The 13,230-nt window shown below is 57.9% G+C and carries 14 protein-coding genes; 5 read left to right on the top strand and 9 right to left on the bottom strand.

Translation table 11 applies throughout. The features are described from left to right. Positions 1-4: 4 nt before the first annotated feature. Positions 5-226, bottom strand: coding sequence for an FmdB family zinc ribbon protein (locus KGA83_RS06250; RefSeq protein ID WP_032829812.1), 222 nt, complete (start codon positions 224-226; stop codon positions 5-7). Positions 227-361: 135 nt separating this feature from the next. Continuing rightward, on the bottom strand, positions 362-697 hold the full coding sequence (locus KGA83_RS06245) for a ribbon-helix-helix domain-containing protein (RefSeq protein WP_108215096.1): 336 nt from the start codon (positions 695-697) through the stop codon (positions 362-364). A 595-nt stretch (positions 698-1,292) separates the two neighbouring features. Between KGA83_RS06245 and KGA83_RS29900 the strand changes: the two genes are divergently transcribed. After that, positions 1,293-1,895, top strand: coding sequence for a cold-shock protein (locus KGA83_RS29900; RefSeq protein ID WP_108215095.1), 603 nt, complete (start codon positions 1,293-1,295; stop codon positions 1,893-1,895). 64 nt (positions 1,896-1,959) lie between these two features. On the opposite strand, the gene KGA83_RS06235 is transcribed toward KGA83_RS29900, so the two are convergent. Continuing rightward, positions 1,960-2,166 (bottom strand): SlyX family protein, encoded by a 207-nt coding sequence (locus tag KGA83_RS06235; protein ID WP_108215094.1) that lies wholly within the window; start codon positions 2,164-2,166, stop codon positions 1,960-1,962. Between the two features lie 3 nt (positions 2,167-2,169). Beyond that, positions 2,170-2,595 (bottom strand): HIT domain-containing protein, encoded by a 426-nt coding sequence (locus KGA83_RS06230; RefSeq protein WP_108215093.1) that lies wholly within the window; start codon positions 2,593-2,595, stop codon positions 2,170-2,172. 912 nt (positions 2,596-3,507) lie between these two features. Here KGA83_RS06230 and KGA83_RS06225 point away from each other — a divergent pair. Beyond that, positions 3,508-4,836 carry an OprD family porin gene (locus KGA83_RS06225; RefSeq protein WP_108215092.1) on the top strand — a complete coding sequence of 443 codons (1,329 nt, stop codon included), beginning with the start codon at positions 3,508-3,510 and terminating at the stop codon, positions 4,834-4,836. A gap of 140 nt (positions 4,837-4,976) precedes the next feature. Here KGA83_RS06225 and KGA83_RS06220 read toward each other — a convergent pair whose 3' ends face one another. After that, positions 4,977-5,819, bottom strand: a complete 843-nt coding sequence (locus tag KGA83_RS06220) for a mechanosensitive ion channel family protein (protein ID WP_108215091.1) — start codon at positions 5,817-5,819, stop codon at positions 4,977-4,979. A 136-nt stretch (positions 5,820-5,955) separates the two neighbouring features. Continuing rightward, positions 5,956-6,441, bottom strand: coding sequence for a YajQ family cyclic di-GMP-binding protein (locus tag KGA83_RS06215; RefSeq protein ID WP_007977344.1), 486 nt, complete (start codon positions 6,439-6,441; stop codon positions 5,956-5,958). A 135-nt stretch (positions 6,442-6,576) separates the two neighbouring features. Here KGA83_RS06215 and KGA83_RS06210 point away from each other — a divergent pair, with 135 nt between their 5' ends. Genes KGA83_RS06210 through KGA83_RS06200 form a run of 3 tightly spaced genes read left to right on the top strand, consistent with a single transcriptional unit; the run spans position 6,577 to position 10,159 of the window. Beyond that, the gene (locus KGA83_RS06210; protein ID WP_108215090.1) at positions 6,577-7,494 is read left to right on the top strand and encodes a putative 2-dehydropantoate 2-reductase; all 918 of its coding nucleotides are present in this window, start codon (positions 6,577-6,579) and stop codon (positions 7,492-7,494) included. Positions 7,495-7,538: 44 nt separating this feature from the next. Then, positions 7,539-9,575 (top strand): sensor histidine kinase, encoded by a 2,037-nt coding sequence (locus tag KGA83_RS06205; protein ID WP_115947359.1) that lies wholly within the window; start codon positions 7,539-7,541, stop codon positions 9,573-9,575. A 2-nt stretch (positions 9,576-9,577) separates the two neighbouring features. After that, on the top strand, positions 9,578-10,159 hold the full coding sequence (locus KGA83_RS06200) for a cob(I)yrinic acid a,c-diamide adenosyltransferase (protein ID WP_115947360.1): 582 nt from the start codon (positions 9,578-9,580) through the stop codon (positions 10,157-10,159). A gap of 127 nt (positions 10,160-10,286) precedes the next feature. Here the strand turns inward: KGA83_RS06200 and KGA83_RS06195 are convergent, their stop codons facing one another. The 3 genes from KGA83_RS06195 to argJ all read right to left on the bottom strand — a co-directional run bounded on the left by KGA83_RS06195 (position 10,287) and on the right by argJ (position 13,215). Then, positions 10,287-11,231, bottom strand: coding sequence for a Nudix family hydrolase (locus tag KGA83_RS06195; protein ID WP_223529127.1), 945 nt, complete (start codon positions 11,229-11,231; stop codon positions 10,287-10,289). Continuing rightward, entirely contained in the window at positions 11,228-11,860 is a 633-nt protein-coding gene (locus tag KGA83_RS06190; protein WP_223529123.1) for a glutathione S-transferase family protein, read from the bottom strand. The genes KGA83_RS06195 and KGA83_RS06190 overlap by 4 nt, the downstream gene beginning before the upstream one ends. Before the next feature lie 137 nt (positions 11,861-11,997). Next, the gene (gene argJ, locus KGA83_RS06185; protein WP_108215085.1) at positions 11,998-13,215 is read right to left on the bottom strand and encodes a bifunctional glutamate N-acetyltransferase/amino-acid acetyltransferase ArgJ; all 1,218 of its coding nucleotides are present in this window, start codon (positions 13,213-13,215) and stop codon (positions 11,998-12,000) included. Positions 13,216-13,230 lie beyond the last annotated feature (15 nt).

The following is a 13,230-nucleotide window of genomic DNA, read 5'->3' as shown; positions in this document are numbered from 1 at the left end:
GACCTTAGTCAGCTTTGTCGCCGCCGGCCAGGTTCTTCTTGGAACCGGTCTTGAAATCGGTTTCGTACCAACCCGTGCCGCTGAGGCGGAAGCCCGGCATGGACAGCAACTTTTTAAGCTCTGGCGCCTGACAGGCAGGGCAGTCGACCAGCGGTGCATCGCTGATCTTTTGAATGGCTTCCAACTGATGACCACAGGAAGCACATTGATAATCGTACATCGGCATGGAGTTGTCTCGGCGATCAGATTGCTACCGCACACGCAGGGTTTTGCGGCAAAGAGCGGGATTATATCCATTAAATGCGGCCTGTGCAGCCGTAAGACTGCACAGACCGACACTCTGCTGCTTTCGCCGCCCAGTCTAGGCCATGACGGTGCAACCCCCTTCCTTGAGGCTGTGCACGACACAGACAACCCGTACCAACCCACTGAAGTTCCTTACCCCGCCGTGACGCAAGTGAACTTCGCGATCCACGTGAGATAACAGACTACTGACCGAGCAACCATTGGCCCGGGCCATCTCCCCCAAAATATCCCAATAAACCTGTTCAAGCCGCAAACAGGTGGCGAAGCCATTCAATCGTACGGAGCGGGACAAGGGCTGGGCCAGCCCCATATCGAACTCGCGAACAAACGGATCAACCCTTACATCCCTGTGCGAACCGTATCGCCCCTCTTCTTGCCGTTCATAAACCATAACGCTGACACTCCTTTGCCATCCTGGTTTCGTTAAGAGCAACTGTCTGTCGACATATAAAAACGCAGGTGCAGAGGTATAGCCAGACGACTTCCTGACCTTCGACGTAGGACAAGCCAACAACTCTTGGCAGATCCTGAAGAACGTCCTACTCCGGACAATTTCCCACGCAGTGAAGTGACTCCCACTTCAGAAACACAGGATCGAATGGCGTAGGAAAGAAGAGCGCGAACACTAAGAAACACCCACTGAAAGATTTAGCCAATCGACTGCATCGACCGGTTGAATCCCCCCCTAAAGGTGGTGGGCTTCATCCAACAGGCGCCCAACCTCTCTAGCAAGCCTGCCGTCGCATCACAGCCTCTGAACTTCGACCAACCCGCGGCAAATTGCCTCAAACGAGCCGCCGGACGCCCTGATTTGAGTAGCCTGCGGCTTTGCTGTTAAATAGGCAGCGTGTCGCCAGTGCCTATTTTTTCCGGGCACGGCGCATAGGCTGATACCGGGTACGTGTCCAACGCCTCTTTATTATCTTGAAGCGAACCGTGCGCCATCAGCTCTTCCTTGTGAACTGTCTTAACGTGAGTTAATCAAAATGTTGAAAATCGTCCATCTACTGATAGGCGCAGCGGCCTTGCTGCTGTCCTTCGTCCCTAGCCTGCAATCCGAAGCCTTACCTTACCTGCAACAACCTGATGCGCTGTACCTGGCCTTTTTCGGCCTGCTCAACCTCACACTTGCACCTGTCATCCCTTACTGGAACAAAGGTCCGCGCCACCAACTGCAAAACCTGGTCAGCGCCCTGCTCTTTCTGGCGGTAGTCCTGCAAACCCTGACGCTAATCGCACCGATGCCTGTCATCGCCGGTCAACCCGCCGTTCTGTTCAGTCTGATTGCAACCTTCATCGCTGTTGTCCTGCACCTGGGCGTCAGCTTCTACAAATCGTCACCGGTAGCCACCTCGCCAAGCTACGACATGAGCAACCGCGATACCGGCACCGTCAAATGGTTCAACACATCCAAAGGCTTCGGCTTCATCTCCCGCGACTCCGGCGACGATATCTTCGTCCACTTCCGGGCCATTCGCGGTGAAGGTCACCGCGTCCTGGTAGAAGGCCAGCGCGTGGAGTTCTCTGTCATGAATCGTGACAAGGGCCTGCAAGCCGAAGATGTGATCGCGGCGCTGCCGCGCCGCTGATTCAAGGCTAAAAAAAACCGCGCACAGCCGAGCTGTCCGCGGTTTTTTTATGCCTGCGATTTATTCAATAGTGGGGCGGCGGCGCTTCTTCTTCGAATGACTCGAACTGGCCGACCATTTCCTCCTGCCGCTTGAGCAGCGCAGCCATTTGCAACTGCAGATGCTCGACCGCCCGCTGCTGCGCCACCAGCACATCGTTCAATGCCTGGATGGTGTCATCCTGAAACGCCAGACGACTTTCAAGCTCGGTAACGCGTTCTTCCAGGCTCATTATTCAGCCCTCCAGAAACGTAAAATCATCGGTCAAAATCAAGCGCAAACGTTCGCGAATCGCGGCGATCTGCTCCGAACCGTAGGGTTTTGCCGGGTGCTTACCCCAAACCGGCGCTGGCCAGGCGGCATCTTCGCGCTTGCGCACAATCACATGCATGTGCAACTGACTCACGACATTGCCCAGCGCCGCCACATTCAACTTGTCCGCATCGAACGAGTCCTTGAGCACTTGCGAAAGCACAGTTGTTTCCTGCCAAAGCCGTTGCTGATCTGCGACATCCAACTGAAATATCTCGCTGATAGCCTCGCGACGAGGTACCAGGATGAACCAGGGATAGTTCGAATCGTTGGACAGCAGCAACCGGCAGAGCGGAAAGTCCCCGATCGGTAACGTATCTTGTTGAAGTCGTGGATCTAAAGCGAACACTGCGCACACTCCCGCCGGATCATCATTTTTCAGCTTAGCGCTCATCCTGACGGGACGGCGCGCCAAACGACCGGACGGCAGCATACCTGCGAACGGCACATGCTTCACGACGAACCTTGCACAGAGGTCACGAGCGCCTGCAAAAAGCTGACACCCTGCCCCCAAATGAGACATTTTTCGCTGCTGCGCACCACTACAGAACCGATCAGCCGGCAAAAAACGCCGAAATGACTGATTAGCAACGAAGAGTTCGCGCCAGACAAGCGGTCAACAGGAGTGAATTCAGTACCAGGCTAAAAAATTTTTTGCACCAAAACCGCACAGTGGGTCTACGCTGAGCGCTTCGACATCCGCCATTTACTCACTGGCGGGGTGAACCGGTAACATTTTTGTTTGCAAGGCAGTCGACCAGAAGGGTGCAACATGATGCCAGGCAAGGCGTCAAGCCCAAACTAAACGCGCTTGTCCCCCCGGTTTTATGAGGTTTTTACAGCGTCAGACAGTCATTTTGAAAAAGCTGCAACAAAATTCGAATTTGTGCACGTTTGTTGCATTCACACCCAACATCGCCTGATGTGACACCCGCGGGAAGCGGAGGCCTTCAGGCAAAATAAACAGTGGCAAGGTAGCCCGATGGAGATTCAAACGTTTCACCAGGACTCTTTTTACCGGCGCCAAGGCTCGGAAAACAGCATTAAAGTTGTCAGCCCGGTTGCGCTGGAGCTGGAAATTTGCGACATCTAGCACGCTATTTGCGACAGGGTCGTAAAGAAGGCGAAAGGTTAGATACGCAAGTATCGCCAACATTGTCGGCGTGATATAAGTTTGCGCCGACACAAAAAGAAAGAGCCGCCCAGATAATAAACCAGGTGGGACGGCAGTACTCTTCTAAAACCAAAGGAGCAAATCACGATGCGCGTGATGAAGTGGAGCATGATCGCACTGGCAGTTGCAGCAGCAGCCAGTACTCAGTTGGCAGTAGCCGCACCTTTCGTAAGCGACCAGGCCGAAGCCAAAGGTTTCGTTGAAGACAGCAAGCTCGACCTGCTGGTTCGCAACTACTACTACAACCGTAACAAGAAAGACGGCGCAGTCGATGACAAAGACTGGACCCAGGGCATTCAGGGCATGTACAGCTCTGGCTACACCCAAGGCCTGATCGGTGTTGGCGTTGAAGCTTGGGGCCAACTGGCCATCAAGCTGGACGGTTCCGACAAATATGCAGGCTCCGGCAACATGTCCGTGGACGGTGATGGCGAAGTCAACAACAGCCAGGGCAAAGCCGGCGCTGCCGCCAAGTTCCGTATCTCCAAGACCGAGCTGAAAGTCGGCGACATGCAGCCAAGCACCTCTCCAGTGTTCGCTGTAGGCGGTTCCCGTATCCTTCACCAAACTGCCAGCGGTATCCAACTGCAGAGCAGCGAAGTTACAGACCTCGACCTCGAAGCCGGTCACTTCTACTCGGCAACCAGCCAGGACAGCAACGCCCGTGACGGCGACCTGTGGGCTACTTACGCTGGCGTGCAAGCCAACTCCATCGACTACTTCGGTGGCAAGTACGGCATTACCCCTGACCTGAGCGTATCGCTCTACGGTGCCAAGCTCGAAGACGTCTGGAACCAGTACTACGCCAACGCGAACTACACCCTCGCACTGGGCGGCGACAACTCGATCAACTTCGACGGTAACATCTACAACACCCAGGATACCGGTAACGCTAAAGCAGGCGAAATCAGCAACACCGCCTACTCCCTGGCTGCTGCTTACTCGTTCCTGAAAGCACACACCGTGACCCTGGGCTTCCAGAAGGTCAACGGCGATACCCCGTTCGACTACATCGGTGTGGGTAAAAACAACCGCGGTGGCGACTCGATCTTCCTCGCCAACTCCATTCAGTACTCTGACTTCAACGCTCCGGGCGAGAAGTCGGTACAAGCCCGTTACGACCTGAAAATGGCCGAGTACGGCGTACCTGGCCTGAGCTTCATGGTCCGTTACGCGAATGGTTGGAACATCGACGGTACCAACACTCCAGCGAACAGCCCCTACGCCGGTCTGTACGGTGCAGACGGCAAACACCACGAAACCAACGTGGAAGCCAAGTACGTCATTCAAACCGGCCCAGCCAAAGATCTGTCGTTCCGCATCCGTCAAGCATGGCACTCTGCCAACACTGACGAAGGCGAAGGCGATATCTCTGAGTTCCGCCTGATCACCGACTACCCACTCAACATTCTGTAATCGCAGAAAGTTAGTTCGCGGTAATCAAAAAAAGGCCCATCTTCGGATGGGCCTTTTTCGTTGTCTGCTGTACAACATTTAACCAAACAGACTCTGCGGTACATGCCTGATCAAGAAGCCAGGCACTAACCGCCCCCCCCTTACTGCACCGCCGACTCCTGAACCACACGAATAACCCGCTGTGGAAATGGAATATCAATGCCCGCCTCTCTCAGACGATCACGGGACAGTTCGTTGAACATGAACATCACATCCCAATAATCCGCGGTCTTCACCCAAACACGCAGGGAAACAGTGATAGAACTGTCGCCCAATGTCGATATGACTGCCTGAGGCGCCGGGTCAATCAATACACGCGGATCCTTGGCCAGTTCCAGCAACACTTCTCGGGCTTTCTGCAGGTCCGCTTCGTAATCCACGCCTACATCAAACACGACTTTGCGGGTCGGCTGACGATTGGTATTGGTGATAATGCCGTTCGACAGATTACCGTTGGGTACGATGATGGTTTTGTTATCACCGGTACGCAGTACGGTATGGAAAATCTGGATGCTATCGACAGTACCGGCGACACCCTGAGCCTCGATCCAGTCACCGATACGAAATGGACGGAACAACAGAATCAGCACGCCGCCCGCAAAGTTCGCCAGGCTGCCCTGCAACGCTAGACCAATGGCCAGACCTGCCGCACCAATTGCCGCAACGAACGACGTGGTTTCCACCCCGATCATCGAGGCCACGCTGACGATCAGCAAGATCTTGAGGATGATGTTCGCCAGGCTGCTGATAAAGCCCTGAAGCGCCAGGTCGGCATTACGCAATGCAATCAGGCCGCCGAGCTTTTTCGTGACCTTGTTGATCAGCCACCAGCCAATGGCCAGGGTAATGACCGCCAGCAGTACACGGCTGCCGTATTCCATGATCATCGGGATCCAGGTTTGGGATACCTTGACCAGATTGTCTACCTCGGCATTTAAGTCCATCTACTCTCTCCTGTTTTCCGGCTACCCGGCCTGCGTAAAAAAGCGGCAGAAAGATCGAACCACGACGGGCTAAATCGTTTCTGCCGTAGCTTGGATCTGCGACGTCGCAAACGCCAAGAGGTTCCCGCTCTCAGGGTCAGTCGCGGAAGTTGTTGAACTGCAGCGGCATACCGAATTCCTTGGCCCGCAGCACCGCAATGGCTTCTTGCAGGTCATCACGCTTCTTGCCGGTTATACGAACCTGCTCGCCCTGAATGGCCGCCTGGACCTTGAGCTTGGCATCTTTGACGTGAGCGACGATTTTCTTCGCCAGTTCCTTGTCGATGCCTTCCTTGAGGACGGCTTCCTGCTTCATCAGCTTGCCTGACGCGAACGCGTCCTTGACTTCAAGGCACTGAACGTCGATTTTGCGCTTGACCAGAGCCAGCTTGAGGATCTCAATCATCGCTTCAAGCTGGAAATCCGCTTCCGCGGTCAGGTTGACGGTCAGGTCTTTTTCCTTGAACTCGAAGCTGCCTTTGCCTTTCAGGTCATAACGACGATCGAGTTCCTTGACGGCGTTCTCGACCGCGTTGGTGACTTCGTGTTTGTCCAGTTCGGATACCACGTCGAACGACGGCATGTAATCTCTCCAAATTTAAAGGCGCACTGATGGAGCACGCCTGGCTTGCGGTTAAAATCCGCGCTGATTATAACGGGTCTTTCCCATCATTCACTGTGAGCTGCCGATGCACGCCTTAAACAGAGCAAAAAGCTGATGTCTACCACCTGGCATGTTCTGGGCGCCGGCAGCCTCGGCACTTTATGGGCGACACGTCTGGCACGGGCTGGAGTGCCGGTCAGGCTGGTCCTGCGGGACACCGTGAGGCTGCAGGCCTATGAGGCGGCCGGTGGATTGACACTGGTGGAACACGGCGAGGCGCAACACTATGCCGTGCCCGCCGAGACAGCCGACAGCACCCAACCGATCAACCGCCTGCTGGTGGCATGCAAGGCCTACGATACCGAAAGCGCGGTGGCCCGACTGGCGCCACGCCTGGCCCCAGGTGCCGAACTGATCCTGCTGCAAAATGGCCTGGGCAGTCAGGACGCCGTGGCGGCACAGGTGCCCCAGGCACGCTGCATCTATGCGTCGAGCACCGAAGGCGCCTACCGCGAGGGCGATTGGCGCGTAGTGTTTGCCGGGCATGGCTTCACCTGGCTGGGGGATGCGAGCCATCCGATGGCGCCGATCTGGCTCGATGACCTGAGCACTGCCGGCATCCCCCACGAGTGGAGCACCGAAATCCTGACCAGGTTGTGGCGCAAACTCGCCCTCAACTGTGCGATCAATCCGCTGACGGTACTGCACGATTGCCGCAACGGCGGTTTGCAGCAACATCACTGCGAAGTCGCTACTCTGTGCGGCGAACTGGCGGAGTTGCTTGAGCGTTGTGGTCAGCCGGCAGCGGCCGAAAACCTGCAGCAGGAAGTCGAACGGGTGATTCACGCCACCGCAGCCAACTACTCCTCGATGCATCAGGACGTCACAAGCCAGCGCCGCACAGAAATCAGCTACCTGCTGGGCTACGCCTGCAAAGTGGCCGGGCGTCATCAATTGAACCTGCCTCACCTCAATCAGCTTGAGGCAAGGTTGATCGCTCGCCTGCAAAGCCTTGGATTGCCCAGCGACTGAGCAGCGGCTACGCTGGCCACTTGTACTTTTCAGCGATGAACCCAATGCAATTGCGCCAGCGTCTTGAAAACCTGCCTGTCGGCCAGAAACTTCTGGCAGCCCTGCTAGTCCTGTTGACCACTGTCCTGTTGGTCGCCAACCTGACCTTTATCAGTGCCGCGTACTACATCTCCCAGGAAAGCATGGCGCCCCAGGCCCTGCAGACCATCGGCCGGCTGGTATCCAACCCGAGCCTGACCTCCGAAGCCCTCGATTCGCCGCAAAGCGCCGAGCGCCTGCTAAACGAACTCAATAGCTATTCGCCGTTGCGCGCGGCAGTCCTGTATGACGGAAAAGGCGAGCAATTGGCGCAATTGCAGCATGGCGACAAACTGGAGTTGCCGAAACGGTTCCGGCATATCGAAGACTGGCAGGTTACCGAGTTTCGCAGCAACCAGGTCATTACCCTGCCCCGCCCCGGAGCTGCACCGGGGCATTTGCTACTGGTCGCCAGCAGTGAACTGCCAGTGGCGTTCTATACCGGGACCCTGACGGCCAGTCTGGGGATTCTGATTTTCAGTGTGCTGCTCTGGCTGGTCATCGCCCGTCAAATCAAGCGCCTGATTACCCGGCCGATCCACCAACTCGAAGAGCTGTCCCGGCAGGTAACCCGTGAAGAAAATTACGCACTGCGAGCTTCACGAGGAAACCACGATGAAATCGGCAGCCTCGCGGAGGCGTTCAACACCATGCTTTCGCGAATCGAGGCCCGGGAGCAGCAACTCAAGCGGGCCCGGGACGACTCCCAGGCAGCCTACGACCAGGCCCAGGGTCTGGCGGAAGAAACCCGGCACACCAACCGCAAACTGGAGCTTGAAGTCCAGGTGCGCAGCAAGATCGAGAAAAAGCTCACCGGCTTCCAGAACTACCTCAACAGCATCATCGACTCCATGCCATCGGCGCTGATCGCCCTCGACGAACAGCTCTACGTGACGCAGTGGAACCAGGAAGCCAGCGCACTTTCCGGCACGCGCCTCGACGAAGCCCTGAACCAGCCCATCTTCCTCGCCTTCGAACCGCTCAAGCCGTTCTTGCCACAACTCAAGCAAACGGTCGAGCAGCATACGGTGGCCAAAATCGAACGTGTTACCTGGCTCAAGGATGACGAGCCCCGCCACTATGCCCTGACCTTTTATCCATTGATGGGCGGCGCCGGGCGTGGCGTGGTGATCCGGATCGACGACATCACCCAGCGGCTGTCCCTGGAAGAGATGATGGTGCAGTCGGAGAAAATGCTTTCTGTGGGTGGTCTTGCCGCCGGCATGGCCCACGAAATCAACAACCCGCTGGGTGCGATCCTGCACAACGTGCAAAACATTCGCCGACGCCTGTCCCCCGATCTGCCGAAGAACCTTGAAGTGGCCGAACAGGCCGGCATCGAACTGACGGCGGTCAATCATTATCTGCAACTGCGCGAAGTGCCGAAGTTACTCGACGGCATCCAGCAGGCCGGTGCCCGGGCCGCCAAAATCGTCACCCACATGCTCAGCTTCAGCCGTCGCAGCACCCGCCAGATGGCTCCGTGCGATCTACCCGCCCTGATCGACCAAGCGGTGGAGATCGCCAGTAACGACTTCGACCTGGCGATCGGCTTCGATTTCAAGGGCCAGGCCATCATTCGCCAATTCGATCCGGCGCTGGGCCCGGTCCCCGGCACCGCCAACGAGCTGGAGCAGGTACTGCTCAACCTGTTGAAAAACGCCGCGCAAGCCATTCACCAGCGTGAAGACAGCAGCGAGCCGGGACGGATCATTCTGCGCACCAGACTGAATCCGCCGTGGGCGGAAATTCAGGTCGAGGACAATGGCATCGGCATGAGCGAAAGCGTGCGCAAACGGACCTTCGAACCGTTCTTCACCACCAAGGAGATCGGCCAGGGCACCGGACTTGGGCTGTCGGTGTCGTACTTCATCATCACCAACAACCACAAGGGGCAGATGGAAGTGCAATCGACCCCAGGCCAAGGCACGTGCTTCACCTTGCGCCTGCCCCTGGCGAGCACGCCACCTGTCTCGCAACAACTCAATCTGCTATCGAGGTAACCATGGGCTTTCGTTTGTCGAAGATTTACACCCGCACTGGCGACAAAGGCGAGACCGGACTGGGCGATGGCCGTCGCGTACCCAAGGATCACCCGCGGATCGAGGCCATTGGCGAAGTCGATACGCTGAACAGTCAGGTGGGCGTGCTGCTGGCCGGATTGGCGGCGCAAACGCACACCGTTGCGGGCTTTCAGGAAGTGATCGATGTTTTGGCGCCTTGCCAGCACCGATTGTTCGACCTCGGTGGCGAACTGGCGATGCCGGTGTATCAGGCGTTGAATGCAGCGGAAATCGAACGCCTGGAAGCCGCGATCGATGTGTGGAATGAAGAGTTGGGACCGCTGGAAAATTTCATCTTGCCCGGCGGTTCGGCGCTGATTGCCCAGGCCCATGTCTGCCGCAGCCTGGCGCGCAGCGCAGAGCGGCGGTGTCAGCAACTCAATGCGATTGAGCCGTTGGCCGGGGTTGGCCTGGCGTATATCAATCGGTTGTCGGATCTGTTGTTTGTGATGGCGCGGCTGATTGCCAAGCGTCAGGGAATTGCCGAGATTCTTTGGCAGCCGGCTGCGAAACCTGAGGTTTAGTCGGCGGCTGTCAGGCCCTCATCGCGAGCAGGCTCGCTCCCACATTTGATCGCATTTCTTCAGCAACAATGCGGTCACCTGTGGGAGCGAGCCTGCTCGCGATGGCGTCATAAGCTACAGCACAGAATCAGGCCTCAGGCCAAAACGCCCGAATCCCCGCCACACCCTGTGCCCCCGCAGCCCAGGCTTTCTCGACCTCAGCCGGACCAACGCCACCCAGCAGGAACACCGGCTTGCTGAACCCGTCGATCAGGCTCGACGCCTGCTCCCAACCTAACGGCTCGGCGCCAGGATGAGTCAGGGTAGGTTGAACCGGTGACAGGGTCACGAAATCCACGCCCATCTGTTCGGCCAGCGACAGCTCTTCAGCGTTATGGCACGAGGCCGCCAGCCAGCGCGACGCCGGTAGCGGTCGGCCAGCCGCTGCGTATTTGCGCAGCTGCGCCGAGGTAATGTGCCAACCCGCAGACGGGAAGTCGCCCAGCCATTCGAACGGCCCCTTGATCATCAATTGCGCCTTGCCGGCACACAGCCCTGCCGCATCCACGGCCAGGTCGCGGTATTTCGGGTCGTAACCGTTTGGTGCACGCAACTGGATCAGTTTGATACCGCCGGCAATAGCCTTCTGAATACCACGCAGCAACGCGGGGGTCTCCAGGTCTTCCGGCGTGATCAGGTACTGAGCGGGCAATTTCGCGGCCGCGACGATCGGCCGGTTGGCTTCGGGAAACTCGTAACCCGACAGGTCGCGGGGTGACACCCAGGCCAGCGGTTGGCCTTCGGCACCGTGAGGCTCGCCGGTAAACGCCGAAACTTCCCAGACATCCAGCAACACCTGTTTGTCCGGGTAATCGTGCCGAATCTTGATCAGCGGGCGCGCCGCGCCGACCACGATGCCCAGCTCTTCATGGAGTTCACGGGCCAGTGCGGTTTCGACCGACTCGTCGGCCTCGACCTTGCCGCCTGGAAACTCCCACAGACCGCCCTGATGCTGTGAGTCGGCACGACGGGCGATGAGGATTTGGCCACTGCCATCGCGGATGACGGCGGCGGCGACATGGACTCGTTTCACTTTTGCAATTCCTCCAGTCCGGCCTTCTGCCACGCCTTGAACGCCGGCCATAGGTAGAGGGTTTCGACGTAGGCCTCGTCAATGGCAGACAACTTCACCTGATAGGTGCGCAGGCGCACGGCAATCGGTGCAAAGAACGCGTCAGCCAGACTGATATGACCAAACAGGTATGGCCCGGTTTCGGTCGCGGCGGCACGGCATTCGGCCCACAGCGCCGACATGCGTTCGATGTCGACCTGAACGTCAGCCGGAACCGGAGACAAAGGGGCGTCATGGCTCAGGTCAAACGGCATATTGCCACGCATGGCGAAGAACCCGCTGTGCATCTGCGCACACGCCGAGCGCGCCTGAGCGCGGGCGGCAATGTCTTTCGGCCAGAGGCCTGCGGACGGGAACTGTTCTGCCAGGTATTCGGCAATCGCCAGGGAGTCGGCGATGGTACCGTGTTCGGTTTTCAGCAGCGGGACCTTGCCAGTCGGCGAATGCTTGAGCAGACGCTCGCGGGTGTCCGGCTGGTTCAGCTTGATCAGTTCTTCGGTGTAGGTAGCGCCGGTCAGGTCGAGGGCCAAGGCGCCACGCAGGGACCAGGAAGAAAGCAGTTTGTCGCCGATGATCAGGTGCAGGCTCATGTTCAAGCATCCTCAAGCAGGAAAGATCACAACTCTGTAGGAGCTGGCTTGCCAGCGAAGGCGATATCAGCCTCGATAAATCCATCGCGGCGGATGACGCCTTCGCCAGCAAGCTGGCTCCTACAGGACATGCGCTATTACGTGCGGTACTCGGCGTTGATCTTCACGTACTCGTGGGACAGGTCGGTGGTCCAGATGGTTTCGCTGCAATCGCCACGACCCAGCTCGATGCGGATGGTGATTTCTTCCTGCTGCATCACCGCCGCACCCTGGGCTTCGGTGTAGGTCGCCGCGCGCGCGCCACGGCTGGCAATGCACACTTCGCCAAGGAATACGTCGATCTTGCTCACATCCAGGTTCGGAACGCCGGCACGGCCGACAGCGGCCAGGATACGTCCCCAGTTCGGGTCGGACGCAAACAATGCCGTCTTGATCAGCGGCGAGTGGGCCACGGTGTAGCCAACGTCCAGGCACTCCTGGTGATTGCCGCCGCCATTGACTTCAACGGTCACGAACTTGGTTGCGCCTTCTCCATCGCGAACGATGGCCTGGGCCACATCCATGCACACTTCGAACACCGCCTGCTTCAACTTGGCGAACAACTCGCCTTCGGCGCGGGTGATTTCCGGCAGCGCGGCCTGACCAGTGGCAATCAGCATGCAGCAGTCGTTGGTCGACGTATCACCATCGATGGTGATGCGGTTGAACGACTTGTTGGCGCCATCGAGCATCAGGTTTTGCAACACATCGCGGGAAACCTTGGCGTCAGTGGCGATGTAGCCGAGCATGGTCGCCATGTTCGGACGAATCATGCCGGCGCCTTTACTGATGCCGGTAACGGTGATGGTCACACCGTCATGCTGGAACTGACGGCTGGCACCTTTTGGCAGGGTGTCGGTGGTCATGATGCCGGTGGCGGCAGCTTCCCAGTTGTGGATCGACAGATCATCGAGGGCAGCTTGCAGCGCACCTTCGATTTTCTCCACTGGCAACGGCTCGCCGATCACACCGGTGGAATACGGCAGCACCTGGCTGGCATCGACACCGGTCAGTTCCGCCAGCTTGGCGCAAGTGCGCTCGGCGGCGGCCAAGCCAGGTTCGCCGGTGCCGGCGTTGGCATTGCCGGTATTGGTCAGCAGGTAGCGCACAGGGCCTTGTACGCGTTGCTTGGCCAGGATCACCGGTGCGGCGCAAAAGGCGTTCAAGGTGAACACGCCGGCAACCGTGGAGCCTTCAACACAGCGCATGACCACAACATCCTTGCGCCCCGGGCGCTTGATGCCGGCCGAGGCGATACCGAGTTCAAAACCGGCAACCGGGTGCAACGTTGGCAAAGGACCAAGACCAACAGCCATGAATGCGCTCCTTTA

Source organism: Pseudomonas sp. GL-R-19 (genome assembly GCF_019956375.1).
Lineage (GTDB): Bacteria > Pseudomonadota > Gammaproteobacteria > Pseudomonadales > Pseudomonadaceae > Aquipseudomonas.
The sequence above is the reverse complement of the archived record's forward strand: the minus strand, read 5'-3'. Positions and strand labels throughout refer to the sequence as shown.